Origin of the sequence: Tahibacter sp. (assembly GCF_032229445.1) — a bacterium.
Taxonomy (GTDB): domain Bacteria; phylum Pseudomonadota; class Gammaproteobacteria; order Xanthomonadales; family Rhodanobacteraceae; genus Tahibacter.
In genome coordinates, this window is the sequence record NZ_JAVTWC010000032.1 from 1 (window position 1) to 19,790 (window position 19,790).

The 19,790-nt window shown below is 65.4% G+C and carries 19 protein-coding genes; 9 read left to right on the forward strand and 10 right to left on the reverse strand.

All coding sequences use genetic code 11. The features are described 5' to 3' along the window. Positions 1–210: 210 nt before the first annotated feature. From dnaG to rpsU, 3 genes are all read right to left on the reverse strand, one after another. On the reverse strand, positions 211–2,016 hold the full coding sequence (dnaG, locus tag RUU78_RS06960) for a DNA primase (RefSeq protein WP_313915018.1): 1,806 nt from the start codon (positions 2,014–2,016) through the stop codon (positions 211–213). 75 nt (positions 2,017–2,091) lie between these two features. Next, the gene (locus RUU78_RS06965; protein ID WP_313915019.1) at positions 2,092–2,544 is read right to left on the reverse strand and encodes a GatB/YqeY domain-containing protein; all 453 of its coding nucleotides are present in this window, start codon (positions 2,542–2,544) and stop codon (positions 2,092–2,094) included. Positions 2,545–2,661: 117 nt separating this feature from the next. Further along, the gene (gene rpsU, locus RUU78_RS06970) at positions 2,662–2,877 is read right to left on the reverse strand and encodes a 30S ribosomal protein S21 (protein ID WP_133821548.1); all 216 of its coding nucleotides are present in this window, start codon (positions 2,875–2,877) and stop codon (positions 2,662–2,664) included. 55 nt (positions 2,878–2,932) lie between these two features. On the opposite strand from rpsU, the gene tsaD reads away from it, so the two are divergent. From tsaD to folK, 3 genes are read left to right on the forward strand one after another with little or no spacing between them, the layout of a single operon-like run. After that, positions 2,933–3,979 carry a tRNA (adenosine(37)-N6)-threonylcarbamoyltransferase complex transferase subunit TsaD gene (gene tsaD / locus RUU78_RS06975; RefSeq protein WP_313915024.1) on the forward strand — a complete coding sequence of 349 codons (1,047 nt, stop codon included), beginning with the start codon at positions 2,933–2,935 and terminating at the stop codon, positions 3,977–3,979. 29 nt (positions 3,980–4,008) lie between these two features. Then, positions 4,009–4,368 carry a dihydroneopterin aldolase gene (gene folB, locus RUU78_RS06980; protein ID WP_313915025.1) on the forward strand — a complete coding sequence of 120 codons (360 nt, stop codon included), beginning with the start codon at positions 4,009–4,011 and terminating at the stop codon, positions 4,366–4,368. Between the two features lie 5 nt (positions 4,369–4,373). Beyond that, entirely contained in the window at positions 4,374–4,859 is a 486-nt protein-coding gene (gene folK, locus RUU78_RS06985) for a 2-amino-4-hydroxy-6-hydroxymethyldihydropteridine diphosphokinase (RefSeq protein ID WP_313915026.1), read from the forward strand. Positions 4,860–4,888: 29 nt separating this feature from the next. Here folK and RUU78_RS06990 read toward each other — a convergent pair whose 3' ends face one another. Next, positions 4,889–5,629, reverse strand: a complete 741-nt coding sequence (locus tag RUU78_RS06990) for a pteridine reductase (RefSeq protein ID WP_313915027.1) — start codon at positions 5,627–5,629, stop codon at positions 4,889–4,891. A 65-nt stretch (positions 5,630–5,694) separates the two neighbouring features. Here RUU78_RS06990 and RUU78_RS06995 point away from each other — a divergent pair, with 65 nt between their 5' ends. Both RUU78_RS06995 and RUU78_RS07000 read left to right on the forward strand, forming a co-directional pair. Then, complete coding sequence (locus RUU78_RS06995) at positions 5,695–6,825, forward strand: SAM-dependent methyltransferase (RefSeq protein ID WP_313915028.1); 1,131 nt, start codon at positions 5,695–5,697, stop codon at positions 6,823–6,825. A gap of 211 nt (positions 6,826–7,036) precedes the next feature. Further along, positions 7,037–7,432 (forward strand): VanZ family protein, encoded by a 396-nt coding sequence (locus RUU78_RS07000; RefSeq protein ID WP_313915030.1) that lies wholly within the window; start codon positions 7,037–7,039, stop codon positions 7,430–7,432. Here RUU78_RS07000 and RUU78_RS07005 read toward each other — a convergent pair. Further along, on the reverse strand, positions 7,401–8,642 hold the full coding sequence (locus tag RUU78_RS07005) for a multifunctional CCA addition/repair protein (RefSeq protein WP_313915031.1): 1,242 nt from the start codon (positions 8,640–8,642) through the stop codon (positions 7,401–7,403). The two genes, RUU78_RS07000 and RUU78_RS07005, sit on opposite strands and share 32 nt — an antisense overlap. Before the next feature lie 172 nt (positions 8,643–8,814). Here RUU78_RS07005 and RUU78_RS07010 point away from each other — a divergent pair, with 172 nt between their 5' ends. After that, the gene (locus RUU78_RS07010) at positions 8,815–9,249 is read left to right on the forward strand and encodes a group 1 truncated hemoglobin (RefSeq protein WP_313915033.1); all 435 of its coding nucleotides are present in this window, start codon (positions 8,815–8,817) and stop codon (positions 9,247–9,249) included. Between the two features lies 1 nt (position 9,250). Here RUU78_RS07010 and RUU78_RS07015 read toward each other — a convergent pair whose 3' ends face one another. Further along, a complete protein-coding gene (locus tag RUU78_RS07015) occupies positions 9,251–11,299 on the reverse strand; it encodes a transglycosylase SLT domain-containing protein (RefSeq protein ID WP_313915034.1) in 2,049 nt (682 codons plus the stop codon). 135 nt (positions 11,300–11,434) lie between these two features. On the opposite strand from RUU78_RS07015, the gene RUU78_RS07020 reads away from it, so the two are divergent. The 3 genes from RUU78_RS07020 (at position 11,435) to RUU78_RS07030 (ending at position 16,218) form a co-directional block, all read left to right on the forward strand. Continuing rightward, positions 11,435–12,241, forward strand: coding sequence for a sulfite exporter TauE/SafE family protein (locus RUU78_RS07020; RefSeq protein ID WP_313915035.1), 807 nt, complete (start codon positions 11,435–11,437; stop codon positions 12,239–12,241). Between the two features lie 273 nt (positions 12,242–12,514). Further along, positions 12,515–15,406, forward strand: a complete 2,892-nt coding sequence (locus RUU78_RS07025; RefSeq protein ID WP_313915036.1) for a TonB-dependent receptor — start codon at positions 12,515–12,517, stop codon at positions 15,404–15,406. A gap of 221 nt (positions 15,407–15,627) precedes the next feature. After that, positions 15,628–16,218, forward strand: coding sequence for a hypothetical protein (locus tag RUU78_RS07030; RefSeq protein WP_313915037.1), 591 nt, complete (start codon positions 15,628–15,630; stop codon positions 16,216–16,218). A 232-nt stretch (positions 16,219–16,450) separates the two neighbouring features. Here the strand turns inward: RUU78_RS07030 and RUU78_RS07035 are convergent, their stop codons facing one another. The 4 genes from RUU78_RS07035 to RUU78_RS07050 form a co-directional block, all read right to left on the reverse strand. Next, positions 16,451–17,254, reverse strand: a complete 804-nt coding sequence (locus RUU78_RS07035) for an endonuclease/exonuclease/phosphatase family protein (RefSeq protein WP_313915038.1) — start codon at positions 17,252–17,254, stop codon at positions 16,451–16,453. A 140-nt stretch (positions 17,255–17,394) separates the two neighbouring features. After that, entirely contained in the window at positions 17,395–18,057 is a 663-nt protein-coding gene (locus RUU78_RS07040) for a thiol:disulfide interchange protein DsbA/DsbL (RefSeq protein ID WP_313915039.1), read from the reverse strand. 21 nt (positions 18,058–18,078) lie between these two features. Then, positions 18,079–18,750, reverse strand: coding sequence for a thiol:disulfide interchange protein DsbA/DsbL (locus tag RUU78_RS07045; RefSeq protein WP_313915040.1), 672 nt, complete (start codon positions 18,748–18,750; stop codon positions 18,079–18,081). Between the two features lie 177 nt (positions 18,751–18,927). Further along, positions 18,928–19,593 carry a c-type cytochrome gene (locus RUU78_RS07050; protein ID WP_313915042.1) on the reverse strand — a complete coding sequence of 222 codons (666 nt, stop codon included), beginning with the start codon at positions 19,591–19,593 and terminating at the stop codon, positions 18,928–18,930. Positions 19,594–19,790: the final 197 nt, after the last annotated feature.

Here is a 19,790-nt window from a genome sequence, read left to right on the forward strand (position 1 = left end):
GGGCCTTTTTTACCAACGCCATCCCCTATCAGGGATGGCGTTTTGGTTTGTGCGCCCGGTACGGACGCACTCTTGGAGGTGCAAGTCCTCTCGTGAGCTGACCACAGCGGGCGAAGTGAAGCGCAACTGCGGAAGGGCGGATTGTCCAAAGGGGTGACTCGTTGGCCGATGGCGCCAGCGGGAGCCGTGATACGGTCCCAGTGGCCGATTTCAGCGCCTACGCGCGGCGAGCAGTCCACGTAGCTCCGCCTTTTCTGCCTCATCAAGCCCGCTCTCACTCTGTTTGGCGATGAGGTCGTCGGCTCGCTGCTGAGCGGTGTGCGTGGCCAGTACGTTCAATGCGTCAATGAACTCGCGCTCGAGCGTAGCCACGTCGCCGTGCAATGGCAGCACTGCGAGCTTGCGCAGTGACGCACCCTCTTCCCGTTCCTCGTAGTGCTGCAACAGCGCCGCGGTACTGGCGCTCGGGCGCGCGCGGCAGAAATCCAACAGTTCGATCAGCAGTGCGACGCCCGGCCTGCGCAGGTCGGTGAACGCATAGGGCGGCAACTCGACGGATTCGATGAACGCCGGGTTCTGCAGCAGTAACGAGACCGCATAGCGCACCACGCTGCGCTGTGCGTCGTTCGATTGAGCGGGGCGGGTAGCTACTACCTCGGTCGCTTTCGTCGGCGTACCGCGCAATTGCGCGACTCGTTCCTCGAGCATCTCCTCCACACCTTCGCGCATCTGTGGTGAGAGACTTGCCGCCAGGGACCAGCGGATGGCCGTCTTGTCGGTGAGAATCTCCTGCATGCGATCGCGGAACGCGCCTTCCGGAATGCCGGCTATCATCTCCTTGCACCGTTCCGCCAAACGGGCGCGACCGTCGGCCGTGCGCAGGTCGGTGCCCAATTCCTGATGAGTGAAAAAAAACTCGCTAAGCGGCGTTGCTGCCACGAGGCGTTGTTCGAAGCCGGCGCTGCCTTCCTGGCGGACCAGCGAATCCGGATCCTCGCCCTCGGGCAGAAACAGGAAATGCGCCTGGCGACCGTCGCGCATGCGAGGCAACACCGATTCCACCGCGCGCCAGGCCGCCTGCCGACCCGCGCGGTCGCCGTCGAAGCAGAAATATACATCCGCACAGTTGCGGAAAAGAATTTCCGCGTGTTCTCGCGTGGTGGCGGTGCCCAGGGTTGCCACGGCCTGCGGCAGACCATGTTGATGTAGCGCGATGACGTCCATGTAGCCTTCGACGACGATCATGCGGCTGATCTTCTGCTGCGCCTGGCGGACCTGCCACAGTGCAAACAGTTCGCGGCCCTTGTGGAACAGCGGCGTCTCAGGCGAGTTCAGATACTTCGGTCCGTCGCTCTTGGCCAGCACGCGACCCCCGAACGCGATGATCCGTCCGCGCCGGTCCTGGATCGGGAACATGACCCGATCGCGAAAGCGGTCGTAGGTGCCGCGGTCGCCGCGAATCAGCATGCCGGACTTTTCAAGCAGTGCGATGCGCTGCGGAGTGGTGCCGAGCGCGCTGCGCAGGCTGTCGTAGGCGTCAGGTGCATAGCCTAGACCGAAGGTCGCCTGTGTTGCCGCGTCGAGTCCTCGGTCTTCGAAGTAAGCGCGTGCCGTCACGCTGTCGGCGAGTGCTCGCTGGTAGTGGCGAGCCGCCTGGTCCAGTACCGTGTAGAGGTCTGCCGTATCGCTTTGAACCGGAGCCGCGGTGCGACCACCCTCGTACGGCACCTTGAGGCCGATGCGGCCGGCGAGTTCCTCGATCGCGTCGGGAAACTCGAGGCGGTCATAGTCCATCAGGAACTTGATCGCGCTGCCATGCGCGCCGCAACCGAAGCAGTGGTAGAACTGCTTGTGCGGACTCACGGTGAACGACGGCGAGCGCTCGTCATGGAATGGGCAACGAGCGCTCCAGTCGCGGCCCGCTTTCTTCAGCGGAATGCGTTCCTGGATCACATCGACGATGTCGATGCGTGCGAGCAGATCGTCGATGAAGCTATCGGGGATGCGGCCGGCCATCGCACTAGCATGCCGGAAGCGGGCCGGATTTGAACATCGAAAAGCCGGAACGGCATGCGCTCCGGCCGTACATTCTCAACCCAGGCTGGCGAGCTTGCGCTTGACCAGTTCCGACAGGCTGCCCATGTCGGCGCGTCCTGCGACCTGCGGGCGGACCAGTGCGATTACCTTGCCCATGTCCTTGGGACCGCTGGCGCCCACCTCCGCGATACTGGCGTCGATGATCGCGTCGATCTCCTCAGCGCCGAGCTGGGCCGGAAGATAGTCCTGCAGCACCGTCATTTCATAGCGCTCTATGCCGGCGAGATCCTCACGGCCGGCCGCTTCGTACTGGTTGAGCGAATCCTTACGCTGCTTGAGCATCTTTTCCAACGCGGCGATGACTTGGGAATCGTCGAGGACGATGCGCTCGTCGACTTCGCGCTGCTTTATCGCGGCATTGATCAGGCGGATCACGCCGAGGCGATCCTTCTCGCCGCTCTTCATCGCGGCCTTCATGTCGTCGGTCAAACGCTGTTTAAGGGACATGGGAAAATCTCGAAAGACGGAAAGCACAAAGCCGGTGCCACTTGCGTGGCACCGGCCGGCGGAGCAACCCGCAGAACGGGGAAGTCAGTCAGGGCAGGCCTGGGCCTACCCCCAAGCTCAGTACAAACGCTGACGCTTGGTCACGTCGCGCGATACGCGACGGAGGTGACGCTTGACGGCCGCAGCACGCTTGCGCTTGCGCTCCTGGGTCGGCTTTTCGTAGAACTCGCGCTTGCGCGTTTCGGCGAGGACGCCGGCCTTTTCACAGGTGCGCTTGAAGCGACGAAGGGCAAATTCGAAGGGTTCGTTTTCGCGAACTTTCACGTTAGGCATGGGATCTCCGCTGTTACACTTGCGCCCCGTTCTTGGGCGAGCCGCGAAGTTTAGCGTGTCAGACCTCCCGATTGCAAAGCCTGTACTGGGTATCGAGTCGTCCTGCGACGAGACCGGCGTAGCCGTCTACGACCTGCAGCGCGGCCTGCTGGCGCATCGCCTGTACAGTCAGGTTCGCCTGCACGCGGACTATGGCGGCGTCGTGCCCGAGCTTGCCAGTCGGGACCACGTCCGGAAGCTTCTGCCGCTTGTGCGGGAAACCCTGGCGGCTGCACACCTCGAAGTCACCGACCTCGGAGGCGTGGCTTACACCGCCGGCCCCGGCCTGATCGGTGCGTTGCTGGTCGGTGCATCGGCAGCACGCGCGCTTGCCTGGTCATTGGATGTTCCGTCCATTGCCGTACACCATATGGAAGGCCATCTGTTGGCTCCGTTGCTCGAGGCTGAAGCGCCGCAGGCGCCATTCGTTGCGCTGCTCGTATCCGGTGGACATTCCATGCTGATCGCCGTGGATGCTATCGGTTCCTATCGCCTGCTCGGCGACACGTTGGACGATGCCGCCGGCGAAGCCTTCGACAAGACTGCAAAGCTCATGGGCCTGCCATATCCGGGTGGACCGGAACTCGCGCGGCTGGCCGAGCGCGGGGAACCCGGCCGCTACAAGTTCTCGCGGCCCATGACGGATCGGCCGGGTCTCGACTTCAGCTTTTCCGGCCTCAAGACGCAGGTGCTGCTGGCCTGGAAGAATAGCGACCAGAGCGACGCGACGCGTGCGGATATCGCGCGCGGTTTCGAGGAGGCCATCGTCGATACGCTGCGCATAAAATGCCTGCGTGCCTTGGTAGCGACCGGTGCCCGCTCGCTCGTGATCGCGGGCGGAGTCGGGGCCAACAAGCGCCTGCGCGCGCAACTGGCGGAAGCGGCCCTGCGCCAGCATTTCCGCGTCTACTTTCCGCGTCCCGAGTTCTGTACCGACAACGGCGCGATGATTGCGCTGGCCGGCGCGCTGCGGTTACAGGCGGGGCACCTCGAAGGGCCGTGCATCAAGGTGTTTCCGCGCTGGGATCTGGAGCAACTGAGCCCGCTTCATCCGGCGGTCTGACGTTCGCCGAACGAAGGAGAAGGACGATCATGGATACCGTTTTCATCGAAGATCTGCGCATAGAAACCGTCATCGGTATCTATGACTGGGAGCGCCAGATTCGACAGGTCGTCGCGCTCGACCTGGAAATGGCGTTCGACAACCGCAAGCCCGCGGCCAGCGACAAGATCGTCGATACGCTGGACTACAAGGCGGTTTCAAAGCGCCTGATCGCATTCGTCGAAGCGGCGCATTACGAACTTGTCGAGACGCTGGCGGAGGAATGCGCGCGCATTGTCCGCGACGAGTTCGGTGTCGCCTGGCTGCGCCTGCGTGTTGCCAAACCTGGTGCGGTACGCGGCTCCAAGGCTGTGGGCGTCGTCATCGAACGCGGCAGCAAACCGGCCTGACCGCGATGGAGCTGGCCTACCTGAGTCTGGGTTCCAACGTGGAGCCCGTGCCCAACCTGTCATCCGCGCTCGCGGCGCTCAGCGCGCGTTTCGGCGACGTGCGTGTGTCTGCGGCATATTGTTTTCCGGCCGTGGGTTTCGCCGGCGCCGACTTCGTCAATCTGGCCGCGGTCATCGAAACCGATCTCCCGGCCGCGGCGTTGAACGACTGGTTGCACGAACTGGAAGACCGGCATGGACGGCGGCGCGACGTGCCACGCTTTTCCGACCGCACGCTCGACATCGACATCGTGCTCTACGGCGCGCACGTGCTGCAGGGCAGCGGCAACCTGCAGGTACCGCGAGATGAACTCAAACATGCCTTCGTGCTCCGCCCGTTGGCCGAGATCGCGCCGGATGCCGTGGTTCCGACCAACCGCCAGAGCTTGCGGGAGCTGTGGCGGCAGCATGCAGACTATGGGCGCGAATTCCGTCGGGTGGCGTTGGATTGATCGGATCGCTGCTACTTGCATGCCGGCGATCAGATGCCCAGGGAACGTCCGCCATCGATGTGAACGATCTCGCCGGTGACGTACGGCGCATCCCGCAGCAGCCATAGCGCAGCCGATGCGACATCCTGCGGCGAGCCCGCGCGCGCGAGCGGCACGCGTGCCAGCAGTGCTTGCTGTTCCAGCGTGGTCTTGCCGCTTTCCGGCCAGAGGATGGCGCCCGGGGCGATCGCGTTCACGCGCACCTGCGGCGCAAGATCCAGCGCGAGCGCGCGCGTCATCATCACGAGCGCCGCCTTGGCCATGCAGTAGACCGGGTGCCGTGCCAGCGGACGTTCCGCATAAATATCGACAAGGTTGATGATGCAGCCGCCCGCTTGCGCGAGCGCCGGGGCCGCGGCCTGGGCGAGAAAAAACGGCGCACGCGCATTGCTGGCAAACAGTTCATCCCATTGCGCCGGCGTCACGCTGCCGACCGGGGTCGCCTCGAACGCCGAGGCATTGTTGATCAGCGCATCGAGGCGGCCAAAACGTTCGAGCGCCGCGTCGACCAGGTCCGGCAGCATTTCCACACTGGTCAGGTCGGCCTGCAGTACCAGTACGCTGCCCGGCCGCTGCAGATCGAACTCCTTCGCGAGGTCATCGAGTTCCGCACGCGAGCGACGGCAATGCAGCGCAAGATCGTAGCCGGAGGCATGCAGAGTGCGCGCAATGCTCGCACCTATGCGTCTGGCTGCGCCGGTGACCAGCGCCACGGGACGGGTATCGGTCATCTGCTGCACCTCGGCTATGCTTGCGCCTTCGCGATTGCCGCACACCCTAGCAGCGAAAACCCGCCTTGCGCATTGATCTGCCTGAACCGACTCCTGCCGAACGCGAGCATAGCGCCGCGCTCGCGAGATTCATTCGCAACGAAATGGCGGCGAAAGGGCCGTTGCCGTTCTCGCGGTTCATGGAACTGGCGATGTATGCGCCGGGACTGGGCTACTACAGCGCGGGCAAAACCAAGTTCGGCGCCGCGGGCGATTTCATCACGGCGCCCGAACTGGGCAGTATCTTCGCGCGCTGTGTCGCGCGCGCGATCGCGCCAGCATTGCGCAATATAGGCGGGCACGCACAGATGATCGAGCTCGGCGGCGGCAGCGGTGCCTTCGCCGAAGACTGCCTGCGCGAACTCGCCCATCTGGATGCCTTGCCTGCGCGCTACGGATTGCTCGAGCCCAGCGCCGACCTGCGCCAGCGGCAGCGCGAGCGGTTGCAGCAACTGCCGGGCGATATCGCCCGGCGGGTGCACTGGATCGATCGCCCGCCTGAAGACGACTGGCAGGGCGTGCTGTTTGCGAACGAAGTGCTCGACGCCTTGCCGGCCACGCGCTTCGGCATTCGCGATGGTGAAGTGTTCGAGGAGCATGTCATCGATGCGGACGACGAAGGCTTCACCAGCATAGATCTGCCCGCCGACGGTTTCACCGCGAATGCCGTGCGGCATATCGAGCGCGACCTCGGCCATGGCCTCGCCGACGGCTACCGCTCTGAAGTGCTGCCGCAGCTGCCCTACTGGATCCAGGCGGTTTGTGGAGGACTGCAAAGCGGCATGGCGCTTTTCGTCGACTACGGCTATGCGCGACGCGAGTTCTATCGTGACGATCGTCGCGGCGGCACCCTGATGGCGACCTATCGGCATCGCGCGCATACGGACGTGCTGTCGCGCGTCGGCCTGCAGGACCTGACCGCCTTCGTCGATTTCAGCGCTCTGGCCGAAGCCGCGACGGGAGCCGGGTTCCGCATCGTCGGCCTCGGTACGCAGGCCGACTTCCTCATGGCCAACGGCCTCGATGCGGTGTTTGCGCAGGCCTACGCGTCCGCTGGGGACGAGGCCACCCGCTACCGGCTGTCGCAGGAAGTGAAGCGGCTGACCTTGCCGGCGGAAATGGGCGAGACGTTCAAGGTCATGGCATTCGAACGCTGATGGAGGTATCGCCCGTCGTGGATTCGACAACGTGCCATTTGGGACATGGTCGTGCCGATCAGCTTGGCATTCGCGTGCAGGACGTTGCGCATGATCCGGCCAGCACGGTGCAGTTCTCGCGTCGGATTGCCCGTAAATCGCCCGAAGCCCGCCGCGCACGCGTCAGCGGTGCGCGCGACGCTGCGCCAACCTTTGCTGCGAGATCCCTGCCATGAAGTGGAATCCACGCCCCTTGCGGCATCTGTGGTTGTGGCGGGTCGGTGGCCGCGCGCTAATTCTCGCGTCGATCGCCGTCGCCTTGCTGCCGGCGCCGCCGGGGATGGGCAGTATCGCGTTGGGCGACAAGATCGCGCATGCGGTGGCGTTTGCGTTGCTGATGCTCTGGTATGCGCAGATCTACGCCGGCCGCCGGGACCGCGTGCGCTGCGCGTCAGGTCTTGCGGCGGTGGGATTCGCCATCGAATTGCTGCAAAGCCTCGTGCCGTACCGTAGCGCCGACGGATGGGATCTCGTCGCGGACTGCGTCGGCGTCGTCATCGGACTTCTGCTGGCACAGACACGCCTGGGCAACCTGCTCAACCGTTTCGAGGTTCAGCCGGCGGCTTGAGCGCCGACACAATAGCGATCCGCTCGCGCCGTACGGCCTCGCCGATGGCCGGTCCGGTCAGGCCCCGCGCGACGAAGGGCTTGGCGTCGATGGCAGCGGCAGCCGCGAACGCCCGGCGCAGCCAGTCAGCCTGCGGATACGGCGCCTCGTTCAAGCCCAGGCGGCCGCGTTTGTCGGCACTGCACACGAGCAGGAACTGCTCGACACGTTCTTTCTTTCGGAACCCGTCCAGTTGCTCGAACAGCTCGACGACAGTGGAAGGACGCAATTCGAAAGCCCGGTGCGCATTGAGGTGCAGGCGGCAGCACAACACGGCCAGTTCGACGAATTCGGTGGGCGGTCGGTAGCGCTCGCCGAGCGCACGGATCGGCGCGACGCCGCTGGCTTCGTGGCCGACATGGCGGGGCCACTGTTCCGTTGGCGTCAGCGCCTTGCCGAGATCGTGCACCAGCGCGCACCAGCCGATGAGCGCATCGCCCGGCGCCAGGCGCGCAGCCATGTCGACAACCATCTCGGTGTGAATGCCCGTGTCGATTTCCGGATGGTATTCGGCGCGCTGTGGCACGCCGTACAGCGCATCGATCGGCGGAAACAGCCGGCCGAGCGCGCCGCAATCGCGCAGCACGCGCAGGAACGCGGAGGGCTGCGGCTCGGTGAGTGCGCGCCGCGTCTCGGCCCAGACCCGTTCGGCGACGAGATGATCGACTTCGCCGTTGTGGACCATCGCCCGCAGCAAGTCCTGGGTTTCCGGCGCCAGCGTGAAGCCGAGCGGTGCGTAGCGGGCAGCGAAACGCGCCACACGCAGCAGACGCACCGGATCTTCGACGAAGGCGTCCGATACATGGCGCAACACGCGACGTTCCAGATCCTGCGCACCGCCGAACGGATCGACGAGACGGCCGTCCGCATCCTCGGCCATGGCGTTGATGGTGAGGTCGCGTCGGCGCAGGTCGTCGTCGAGGGTGACCGTGTGGCTGGTATCGAACGCAAAACCGGCATAGCCGCGCCCGCTTTTGCGCTCGGTGCGGGCCAGCGCGTATTCCTCGCCGCTGTGTGGATGCAGGAACACCGGGAAGTCCTTGCCGACTGGCTTGTAGCCTTGCTCCGCCATCTGTTGCGGCGTGGCGCCGACCACAACGTAGTCGCGATCGTTGGCGGGGCGGCCCAGCAGGCGATCACGCACGGCACCGCCAACGAGGTAGATCTGCATCGGTCTGCGTCCCTTGCGAATTCCGATCGCCGAGCTTAGCAGCGTGTGCGGCGCGGCAGTCCTGGGCGGCTCGCCCATAGAGCCGGCCGCGACCGCGGAATGCCGTGGTTGGAGGCTGCGACGCCCCGCCCTACACTCCGAGCCATCAGAAGCCAACCCGCCGGGAACCGCCGTGAAGACGCTGCTGCCTTGTCTGCTTGCCCTGCTGCTGGTTGCGTGTGCCTCCACGCCGCAAAAGACCGTTGTGAAGAACGACACCTTGTACCAGCGCCTCGGCGGGGCGACCGGCATAGAGGCGGTGGTCGACGCCTCGCTCCGGCATGTGCACGGCGATCTGCGCATCAGTATCTTTTTCGAGAATACCGATCTGGTCGACCTGCGCCGCCTGCTGATCGAGCAGATCTGCGCCGCGTCCGGCGGTCCCTGCAGCTATTCCGGCCGCAGCATGGAAGAAGCGCATTCCGGCATGAACCTGACCGACCAGGATTTCGACTTCTTCGTCGAGGACCTGATCGCGGCGATGACCGAGGTCAAGGTCAGCGCGGTGCTGCAGCAGGAGGTGCTGGCCCTGTTCGGACCGATGCGGCCGCAGGTCGTCGGGCAATAGTTCACGCGCCCGGCGCGACCGGTGCAGGCGAGGCCGGTTTCGTGTCGGCCGTCGCCGGTGCCGGACAAGTAACCGTCTTGCGCGGCGTCTCGCGGCCGGGAGCCGCGTAATCCTGACCGTAGCGCGGCAGGCGGGCGGCCACCGCGAGCGCCTTGCCATTCATGCGCCAGTCGTAGATCACCGAGAAGGCGAGCACGCGGGCGACGTACTCGCGCGTTTCCTTGTACGGAATGCTCGCGATGAAAAAATCCGGCTCGAGCTGGCCGCGCTGGGCCAGCCAGCGCTCGACCGCGCCCGGGCCGGCGTTATAGGCGGCGCTCGCCAGCCACGGCGCACCGTTGTAGCGCCCGGCCATCTGCGACAGATAACGTGTGCCGAGCGCGATGTTGGTGTCGCCGTGATAAAGGTCTTCGGCGCGGGTGTAGGCGATGCCAGCGCCCTTGGCCACGCGCGCGGCCGTCGCCGGCAGCAGCTGCATGAGTCCGTAGGCATCGGCGCTAGAACGCGCGTCTTCGACCCAGGCACTTTCGGCGCGGATGATCGCGTAGGTCCAGGCCGGATCGAGCCCGGTCTCGTGCGAGGCGCGGCGGATCTGCGGCTCGCGCGCCAGGGGAAAGCGCTGCTCGTAGTAGCGCAGTTCCTCGCCCTTGTTCAGTGCGAATACGGCGCGGTCATACCAGCCCTCGCGATAGGCCAGGTCGGCGGCCAGGCGCCGCTGTTCCGGGGTCAGCCGGGCCAGCGTGTAGTCCCATTCGCGGCGCGCCTCGCGCGCGTCGTCGAGGGCTCTCCATTCGAACGCACGGGCCAGGCCATAGTCGACCAGTAGGCGCTGCTCGGCGGCGCGATCCGACACCAGGCTCGACAAGCAGATCGCATACGGCTGGTTGGTCCAGTCGGCAGCCAGGAAGCCGTAGAAATTCGCTTCGCGCGCGAGAGGGCCCAGCAGCACGTCCGCTTCATCGCCGCGGTCGAGCTTGCGCAGCACGCGGGCGCGCAGGTAGCGCCATTCCTCGTCGGTCTTCTGCTTGTCGCCGAGTGCATCCAGTGCCTGCAGCGCCGCGGTCCAGTCCGAGGCGGCCAGGGCGACGCGCACGCGCCATTCGCGCGTCGCGTCGGTCTGGGCACCGGTCGGCAGGTTGGCCAAACGCTGGAGCGCGTCCGCATCGAACTCGGTCGCGCGATACAGCGCAAAGGCGGCATCAACGTCACCGCGGTCGGCGGCAGTCCAGTGGAAATGCTTGGCCAGCGCGGTGAAGTTTGCCTCCGTGCCCGCCGAATCGCGCCGAGCCTGACGGGTGAGCGCCATGACGGCGGCTCGCCGGTGACGTGCATCGTCGGGCCAGGCGTTGGCTTGCTTCAGCGCAGCGCCCGGATCGCGCAAGGCCAACGAAAGGCGATCGGCCGCCGGCTTGTCCGCCGGGGGCAGGCGACGCGCCAACGGATCGACCATCGCGGCCTTGCCGGCGGCGAGGCCGCGATCGATGCGCTGCCAGAGCTTGGCCGTGTCGAGCAACTTGTTCTGTGTGGCCCAGTCGAGCACCGGCTCGCAGGCTCCGGGCAGCGGCCGGTCCTCGTTCCACAGCGCGTCGAGATCCTCGGTCCAGTTGAGCGTGCCGCCGCCGGCCAGCCGCGCATTCAGCGCGTGACAGCGCAGCTCGCGATCGGGGCCGTCGGCATAGACAGCCCGGAAATCTTCCCATTGTTTCTTTTCGGCACGTTGCAGCAGCCATGCCTTGCGCAAGTCCTCGGTAGCGAGCGCGTCGGGCGCTCGTGCGACGAAGGCCTGGATGTCTTCGCGTTTGAGCGTATCGAGCTGCCTGGCGAGTTCGCGCGCCTGCAAGGTAGGCAGCAGCGGATAATCGACGAGTACGGCCGCCTCGGCCTTCCAGCCGCGGCCGCGCTCGATCGCCTCGAGTGCGCGACGGAACGCCTGGCGCTCCTGGGTGCGGTCTGCGGCAAGGGCGAAGGACGGCAGCAGGGCGGTGAGACACAGTAGCCAGCGCGACCAACGTCGGCGGCGGAAACGCGTGAGCGGGCTTGCACGTGACATGCGCGGATCTTAGTGTCCTGGCGCCAAACTACCAACCACTGTTCATGTGGTTTCTCCGGTTTTTGCACGATTTCAGGGCATGACGCCGCGCATGGCGTTGACGTACACGGCGCGCAACCGCTAACAAGGACCTGCATGATTCTCGACATCGCGCTGTACCTCGCCATCGGCGCTGCCGCCGGTCTGCTGGCCGGACTGCTCGGGGTCGGCGGCGGCCTCATCATCGTCGCTGCGCTGGCCTGGCTGCTGCCACTGCGCGGTTTCGCGCCGGACCATGTCATGCACGTCGCGCTTGCCACGTCGCTGGCGAGCATCATCCTGACCTCGGTTTCCTCGACCCGGTCGCACGCCCGGCGCGGCAGCGTGCTTTGGCCCAGCGTCAAGGCGCTGGCGCCGGGCCTGGTGCTCGGTGGCCTCGGCGGCGCGCAGTTGGCGAGTCACCTGCCTGGCAACGCGCTGCGGATTTTCGTCGCCGGCTACTGTCTTGTCGCTGCGGCGCAGCTCCGCTACGGACAGGTCAGGCCAGGCCGGTCCGAGGGAGACCTCGCGCCGACGGGCCTGCTGCTGTTTGGCGCCGGTATAGCCATCGGCATCGTGGCGGCACTCGTGGGCATCGGCGGGGGCAGCATGACCGTGCCGCTGCTGGTCTGGCTCGGCGTCGCGCCGGTGCGCGCGGTCGGCACCTCCGCCGCTTGCGGTTTCGCGATCGCCGTCGCCAGTGCGCTCGGCTTCGTCTACGGCGGTCACAGCGTCGCCGCCGACCTGCCTTCCGGCAGCCTCGGTTTCGTCTACCTTCCCGCCGTGGCCGGCATCGCGCTGGCCTCGATCCTGGTTGCCCCGCAGGGTGTGCGTCTCGCCCATGCGCTGTCGGGGGCCGCGCTCAAGCAAGTATTTGCGGCGTTCCTGGTACTGATGGGACTGGTGGTCGCGTTCAGCGGCTAATCCTCCGGGGGCCAGACGAGTCCGTCTGGGGACTGCTCTAGTCAAGTCCGGACAAAGTGTTTTACATTCCCTTAACTCCTCGCGCGGATATCCGCTGAGCGAGGCGTTACGCGGGAGCCCAGCGCTCCGGCCGCGGCCGTTCGGGGGAACGGTATCGGCGCGACCAAATCCGGATGGCGATGTTGCAGTGGGCGCTTGCGCCGTGGGGCTGTGGCAGGTGTCGGCCGGTAAATCCACTTCGGTTTTCGGGTCACCAATAATTGGGAGTTACCGATGAAAGTGTTGCACCGTCACAAGCTCGCCCTGAGCATTCATGTCCTCACCGTAGCTCTTCTCGCCGGCACCGCCGCTCCCGCGTTCGCCCAGGGCGACCGTTCCGGCGACGACACCACCAAACTCGAAGCCGTCGAAGTGACGGGTTCGCGTATCAAGAAGGCCGAGCTCGAAGGCCAGACGCCCGTGGTCACGATCACCGCGCGTGACATCGAGGCGACCGGCCTGGGTTCCATCGGCGACGTGATCCAGCGCCTCTCGGTCAGCGGTTCCTCGCTCAACACCAAATTCAATTCGGCCGGCAACTTCGGCTTTCCGGCAGACGGCGGTGGCGTGGGTTCGGGCTCGACCACGATCTCCCTGCGCAACATCGGCGCCAAGCGCACCCTTGTCCTCGTTGACGGCCTGCGCTGGGTCAACGAGTCCTCGGGCTCCGGCGTCTCGGCCGCGGTCGACCTCAACACCATCCCGGCCAGCGCCGTGGAACGCATCGAGATCCTGACCGACGGTGCCTCGTCGCTGTACGGCTCGGATGCGATCTCGGGCGTGATCAACATCATCACCAAGCGCAAGTCCGAAGGCATGAGCGCCAATATCTCCTATGGCGACTATTCCAAGGACGGCGGCGAAACCACGACCGGAAACCTGTCGCTCGGCGGCAGCACCGACCGGCTCGACTTCTTCCTCGACATCAGCCACTACGAGCAAAAGTCGATCAGTTCGGCCGATTGGGCGCAGTCCTCGTTCCCGACGCCGGGCGCAGGCCTCTCGGGTGGCAGCTCGTACATCCCGTACACGCGCACGATCTTCCTTGCGCCGCAAGGCGAAACCTACGGCGGCCTGTGCCCCGGCGGCGTCTGCAACATCGCGGCGAACGGCACGACCAACGGCGTGCAGCCGTTCCCGAGCGGCTTCCATCGCTTCGGCACGGCTGACCGGTTCAACTTCGCGCCGTACAACCTGCTGCTGACGCCGAGCACGCGCGACGGCCTGTTCGGTCAGGCGCGCTACAAAGTCACCGACAACGTCAGCTGGTACCTCAAGGGCAGCTACACGAGCCGCAAATCGAAGAATCAGGCGGCTCCGGAGCCGATTGGCCTGGGTTCGGCGCTGAACACCAGCGACCTCGGCCTCATCACCGGCGTCGACGCGACCAACCCGTTCAACCCGTTCGGCTTCACGCTGGATCCGAGCACCAACCTGCTCGGTCTCGGCCGTCGTCCCGTTGAAGGTGGCCCGCGTATCTTCAGCCAGGATGTCGACACGCGTTACTTCGCCACGGGTCTCGAAGGCAGCTTCGGTGCCGGCGACCGCGATTTCTATTGGGACGTGAACTACGTCAACAGCGACAACAAGGCGACGCAGACCGTCCAGGGCACCTACAACATCGCCCACATTGCGCGCGCGCTCGGCCCGATTGCCAACTGCACCGCGCCGTGCGTTCCGCTGAACATCTTCGGCGGTCCGGGCTCGATCACGCCGGAAATGCTCAACTACATCAGTTTCATCGAGAAAGACACCAGCGAAAACTCGCTGGAAGTGCTGTCGGCCAACATTTCCGGCGACCTGTTCGAACTTCCAGCCGGTTCTCTGGCGTTCGCGGCAGGCTACGAGCATCGCGAGCAGGAAGGCTCCTACTCGCCCGACGCGATCGTCGTCGCCGGCGAAGGCAACGGCGTTCCGTCGCTGCCGACCTCCGGTGCCTACGACGTCGACGAGTATTACCTCGAACTCAACGCACCCCTGCTCAAGGATGTCGCCGGCGCCAAGAGCCTCGACCTGTCGGTGGCCTCGCGCTATTCGGACTACTCCACGTTCGGCGGCACGACCAACAACAAGTTCGGCATCCGCTGGCAGCCGGTGGAAGACCTGACCCTGCGCGGCACCTGGGCCGAAGGCTTCCGTGCACCGTCGATCGGTGAACTCTACGGCTCGCCGGCGCGCTTCGACGCGACCATCTCGGATCCTTGCAACGGCGCGACCGGCCAGGCCGCGACCAACTGTATTGCCCAGGGCGTGCCAAATCCGGCCACGTTCGAGCAGGCCAATACGCAGATCTCCACACGCACGGGCGGCAGCCTGCTGCTGACGCCGGAAAGCTCCGAGTCGATCACGGCGGGTGTGGTCTACAGCCCGAGCTGGGCTGAGAACAACGGCTGGTCGCAGAAGCTCGATTTCGACCTGACCTTCTGGAAGATCGAAGTCGAGGACGCGATCCAGGCCCCCGACGCGCAGACCCAGCTCGACCGTTGCGTGGCGACGAACGCGGCCGGTTTCTGCAACGGCATCGTGCGTGGCGTTTCGGGTGACATCGTCAGTTTCAACAACACGCTGACCAACCTCGGCACGATCGACACCCAGGGCTACGACATCGGCGTCAACTGGATGAGCCCGGAGTGGGGCTTCGGCACGCTCGGCGCATCGTTGTCGACAACCTATGTCGACAAGTACAGCGCCGTCGCGAACGACACCGGCCTCGCTGAGCCGCTGACCGTCGGCGTCGAAGTGGCCGACCGCGCGATTAACAAGTGGCGCACGACCGCAAGTCTGAGCTGGGCATCGGAATCCTGGAGCGCGCGCTGGACGGCACGCTATCTGTCGGGCCTGACCGAAAACTGCAACCCGGATCTGACTGGCGCCGGCGCGGTATGCAGTGATCCGCTGGCTGATCTGTCGGGTGGTACCAATCACCTCGGCGCAACGACGTTCCACGACCTGCGCGTGAACTGGAAGCTGCCGGTCAGCTTCGATTTCACCCTGTCGGCTGGTGTCAACAACCTGTTCGCGAAGGATCCGCCGATCTGCGTTTCGTGCTCGCTCAATGGCTATGACGCGGGTACCTATGACCTGCCGGGTCGCTACAGCTATGTGCAGGCTGGCGTGCGCTTCTAAGGAAGTGTGACGCGTAGCGGGGGAATCGCCGGGCCGCGCAAGCGGCCCGGTTCTTTTATGTCGTCGCGCGATGTCCCTGCGGCACGGCGTTTTGCCCCCGACGCGAAGGGCCGCCGCGTGCGACATCCCTGCCGAAAGTCCTAGTCCACTGAGCGCTTGTCGTGGTTGCGGTTTGTGCTAATTTGTGGCCCAAGGTTTCCCCCGGCAGTGCGGAGGTCGTCATGCGACCCTTTACCCTGCAATTGTCAGTGTTGGCCCTGGCTTGTGCTCTCCCGCTGCTGGCCACAGCGCAAACCGCCGCACCCGCGGCTGCGACGGCAAACGTCGAAGCTGAGATCGCCCTGGCCGTGGCCGATCTCGATCTCTATCAGCGCGGCCTGCAACTGGAGATCGAGGCATTGCGACAGGCGCAGCAGCAGCTGCAGTCCGCCCGCGACGCTCGCGATGACGTTTCCGAAAGTACCGCGCTGCAACCGGTGCTCACGCGCGCGTACGAGCGCAACGCCGCAAAGTCGCTCAATGTCGATTTGCGCCGCTACCGCGAGGTCAAGCGCCAGTTTGGCGACATCCTCGTGCTTGGCGAATACATCGATCAGCTCAACGCGCAGCTCGAACAGCTGCACCAGAGCGGTATCAGCGCCAAGCAGCGTGCGGACCAGCGCAAGTCGATCGAGGAAGCACGCGCGAGGGCGGTCGATCCCTATGCTGTGCTCGACGTCGCGCTGCGCGACGCGCTCAAACAGCGCGCCGACGCGCTCGTGCGACTGCGTATCAACAATCGCGACCTGGTGCAGGAATTGACGAGCCGTTAGCCGGTGTCGGCAAGGTTCGCGCGTCGGGCCGGTCGCACTTGGTGCGCCAACCCACAAGTTTCCGAAGACGTACGGGCCGGCACACTACGCGCGAACACCCGGCCGTTCGTGGGATCTCGCACCCAGCCGGCGCGTTCGCATGTCGTTGCGTCGGCTGGTTCGACACGTGCGGAACGGGTGAGGCTCGTCCGTCCCTGCGTGAATGAGTGACACCGCGCGCCGATGGCGCCCGTCACGCGGCGCGGCGCAGTTCGCGCAGCAGGCCGCGGGGCAAGGTCACGCTGGCTGCGACGGGCAGGTGGTCGGAGAACGCCTGCGGCAAAGTCCACAAACTATCGATCTGTAAACTTTCCGAAACGAGGATGTGGTCGATCGCGCGGCGTGGGCGCCAGCTCGGGAACGTCGGCGGCGGTGCCAACGGCGGAGTCAGCGACGTGCGGCGATAAAGTTCGCGCAGCTCCGCGCTGTCGGCCGCGCAGTTGAGATCACCCATCAGCACCGCGTGTGGCGCGTCGGCGAGCAGTTCGGCGATGAAGCCGAGCTGGCGCATGCGCGCCTCCGGTCCCAGCGACAGGTGCGAGATCACGACCGTGAGCGCGTCGGCACCCGCGCCAAAGCGGGCGAGCAACGCGCCGCGACCCGGAATGCGGCCCGGTAGCGGATGATCGATGACTTCGCTCGGTTCGATGCGGCTGATCAGGCCGTTCGCGGACTGTGCGAGACGCGAGACGCGCCGGTTCGGCTGGTGGCTCCAATACGGAAACCCGGCTGACTCGGCGATGTATTGGGTCTGGTTGACGAAGCCGGAGCGCAGCGTGCCGGCATCGGCTTCCTGCAGGCCAACCACGTCGAAATCTTCCATCGATCGCGCGAGCGCGTCGAGATTCGCGCGCTTGCCGGGATGAGGCAGCCAGCTGCGCGTGACGTAGTCGCTGTAACGGCCAACGCTGGCGCCCGCGACGATGTTGCAGCTGAGCAGGCGCAATCGCCCGATCTCATCGCCGTCGCTGGGGTCGGAACCGGGCGGAACACTCATGCATGCAGCCTATGCCGGGCGAGCCGGCTACCGCAAGCGACCTCGGTAGCGAAGAGCGGGGAAATACGCGTGTGAGAGCGAGGCGTCGCATACGGCAATGTGCCGTGCACGCGCCTCACTCCCGCGGCGTCACTTCGAATTCACTTCTTGCCCGCGGCAAGTTCCTTGTCGACCAGCCACAGCGCCAGTTCGACGGCCTGCGGTTGTCCGCCCGCTGAAGCGGAGTCCAGGCGGTACTTGCCGTTGACGATGAGCGTCGGCGTGCTTTCGATCTGATACGCCAGGGCGCGCTCGCGCCCCTGGGTCAGATTGCCTTCGACGACGAAGGACTGCGCGGTGCTGATGAAATTCTTGGGATCGATGCCGAATCCTGCGTAGAAGCCGGCAAAGTCCTCGATCGTGCGCAGCGGCTTGTGGTCGCGATGCAGCGCGTCGAACACTGCCTGATGGGTCTTGTCCAGCACGCCGAGCGACTGCGCGGCATAGAACGAACGCGCCATCGGTTCCCACGACGGATTGAACACGACCGGCATGTAGCTGAACGTCACGCCCTTCGGCAGCTTGGCCTTGAGCTGATCGGCATAGGGCTGGAAGTGAGCGCAATGCGAGCAGGCGTACGAGAACACTTCGGTGACTTCGAACTTGCCCGCGGCCGGCGGCGTCGGCTTGGCCAGGACGATGTAGTGCTGGCCCTCCTTCCACTCGGTCTTGCCGGCAGCCGGCGCGGCGGCGCTATGGTCGTGGGCGCCGCAGGCACTGACGGCAATGAGGCCGGCAAACAGGAACATCAAACGCTTGAGCATGGTGATCTCCGGAGGTCGGACTTATTTGGGAGCCGCGGATTCTTGCGCGACCAGGTGCAGGACGAGGGCTTCGAGGTTTTCCCAGCTGCCGGCGCTCTGGCCGTTCAGGCGATACTTGCCGTTGATGACGAAAGTCGGCGTGGAATCCACCTGCACCGCCTTGATGAAGGCGTCGGCCTTTTTCATCTTGGTATTGACCGCGAAGGAATTCGCTGTGCCGATGAAATCGGCAGCCTTGACGCCGTACTTCTCATAGAACGCAGCCACGTCCTCGAGCGTCGGTGCCGGGCTCTTGATCTTGCCGTTGACGACGACGGCAAGTGGTCCGCCACCCCAGATGGCAACGAACATGTCGTCGTGCGCCTTGTCGGCCACGCCGAGCGCCTGGGCGGCGAGGTAGGCGCGCTGGAACAGCGGCCATTGCTCGCCCTGGTTCCACGAGGCCGGCACGTAACTCATCACCGCGTTCGCCGGCAGCTTGGCCTTGATGCTCTTGACCTTCGGCGCGACCGAAAAGCAGGCCGGGCAGCCGTAGGAAAAAACTTCCGTGACTTCGATCTTGTCCGGCTGTGCGGTAGCCTGCGGCGGATCGACCTTGAAATAGTGCTTGCCTTCCTCCCACGGTCCGCCCTGGGCAGACACGCTGGCGGCGGCGATGAGACCGAAAAGACCTAGGGCGAGGCGCTGGAACATCCGGTTCTCCTGGTTGAAACACAGCCCTTGCGGGCCATGACTGTCGTTGCGTGACCGGAGCATAGGCGGCTTGCGCTGCCCCGGGGTCGGCCGATGGGCACAGACACGCCGGGCCGGGGCGAGTTCACGCCGAACGGCGCGCGCCGTAGCGGGTGTTCAACCGCCGGCCAGACGACCTTACTTGGCGCTGGCTGTCGTCACCGGCTTGGCCGTGTGCAGACCTTCGGCGTATGAAGCGACCGCGACCACATCCTGTTCGGACAGGCGCTTGGCGATCTGCGGCATGATCTTGCCGCGCTCGTCGTTGCTCCAGGTCGTGCCGCTCTGCCAGTCCTTGAGCTTGGCGACGAGGTAGTCGGTCCACTGGCCGGCGATCTGCGGGTAGCCGGAGCCCGGGTTGCCGCGGCCCGACGGACCATGGCAGGACATGCAGGCCGGAATGCCTCGCGTCGCATCCCCGACGCGCCAGAGCTGTTCGCCGCGCGCCTTGAGCGCCTGGTCGCCGTTGCCGGCGGTAGCCTGTTTGGTCGCGAAATGGGCGCCGAGGTCGTGCATGTCCTGTTCGGACAGGCCGGCCGCGAAACCGAGCATGATGGGGTTGTTGCGCTGGGCCGACTTGAACAGCGCGAGCTGCCGCGCGATGTAGTCGGCCTGCTGTCCGGCGATCTTGGGGTATTGCTTGTCGCTGGAGTTGCCATCGGAGCCGTGACAGGCACCGCAGGCGGCGGCCTTGGATTCGCCGGCCTTGGCATCGCCGACGATGGCATGAGAAGCGGCAGTTTCTGCCTGGACCGAACCCACTGCGAGCAAGCCCGCCAGAGCAACTACGTGCCGAAAACTCATTACACTCGACTCCACATAGGCTGGAAACGTGGCCATCCCCGGCGAACTGACGTTGGCGGGGGACAGAAAACCGCCGAATTGTACCAGCGCCCCCCAGGCGGTCAAATTCGCCTTGCTCCGTTGCAGTACTCCGTTGAAGTCGTGGAGCGTGTGGTCCTTGGGCCGTGCACCAGATCTCCACAACCCTGGCCAACGCT

What these genes read in the sequence shown, in the direction of transcription:
- folK (WP_313915026.1), top strand. Translation starts at nt 4,374, where the DNA reads ATGGAGCTGGCCTACCTGAGTCTGGGTTCCAACGTGGAGCCCGTGCCC.
- folB (WP_313915025.1), top strand. Translation starts at nt 4,009, where the DNA reads ATGGATACCGTTTTCATCGAAGATCTGCGCATAGAAACCGTCATCGGT.
- RUU78_RS07000 (WP_313915030.1), top strand. Translation starts at nt 7,037, where the DNA reads ATGAAGTGGAATCCACGCCCCTTGCGGCATCTGTGGTTGTGGCGGGTC.
- rpsU (WP_133821548.1), bottom strand. Translation starts at nt 2,877, where the DNA reads ATGCCTAACGTGAAAGTTCGCGAAAACGAACCCTTCGAATTTGCCCTT.
- RUU78_RS07005 (WP_313915031.1), bottom strand. Translation starts at nt 8,642, where the DNA reads ATGCAGATCTACCTCGTTGGCGGTGCCGTGCGTGATCGCCTGCTGGGC.
- RUU78_RS06965 (WP_313915019.1), bottom strand. Translation starts at nt 2,544, where the DNA reads ATGTCCCTTAAACAGCGTTTGACCGACGACATGAAGGCCGCGATGAAG.
- RUU78_RS07050 (WP_313915042.1), bottom strand. Translation starts at nt 19,593, where the DNA reads ATGAGTTTTCGGCACGTAGTTGCTCTGGCGGGCTTGCTCGCAGTGGGT.
- RUU78_RS07035 (WP_313915038.1), bottom strand. Translation starts at nt 17,254, where the DNA reads ATGAGTGTTCCGCCCGGTTCCGACCCCAGCGACGGCGATGAGATCGGG.
- dnaG (WP_313915018.1), bottom strand. Translation starts at nt 2,016, where the DNA reads ATGGCCGGCCGCATCCCCGATAGCTTCATCGACGATCTGCTCGCACGC.
- RUU78_RS07025 (WP_313915036.1), top strand. Translation starts at nt 12,515, where the DNA reads ATGAAAGTGTTGCACCGTCACAAGCTCGCCCTGAGCATTCATGTCCTC.
- RUU78_RS07045 (WP_313915040.1), bottom strand. Translation starts at nt 18,750, where the DNA reads ATGTTCCAGCGCCTCGCCCTAGGTCTTTTCGGTCTCATCGCCGCCGCC.
- RUU78_RS07020 (WP_313915035.1), top strand. Translation starts at nt 11,435, where the DNA reads ATGATTCTCGACATCGCGCTGTACCTCGCCATCGGCGCTGCCGCCGGT.
- RUU78_RS07030 (WP_313915037.1), top strand. Translation starts at nt 15,628, where the DNA reads ATGCGACCCTTTACCCTGCAATTGTCAGTGTTGGCCCTGGCTTGTGCT.
- RUU78_RS07015 (WP_313915034.1), bottom strand. Translation starts at nt 11,299, where the DNA reads ATGTCACGTGCAAGCCCGCTCACGCGTTTCCGCCGCCGACGTTGGTCG.
- RUU78_RS07040 (WP_313915039.1), bottom strand. Translation starts at nt 18,057, where the DNA reads ATGCTCAAGCGTTTGATGTTCCTGTTTGCCGGCCTCATTGCCGTCAGT.
- RUU78_RS06990 (WP_313915027.1), bottom strand. Translation starts at nt 5,629, where the DNA reads ATGACCGATACCCGTCCCGTGGCGCTGGTCACCGGCGCAGCCAGACGC.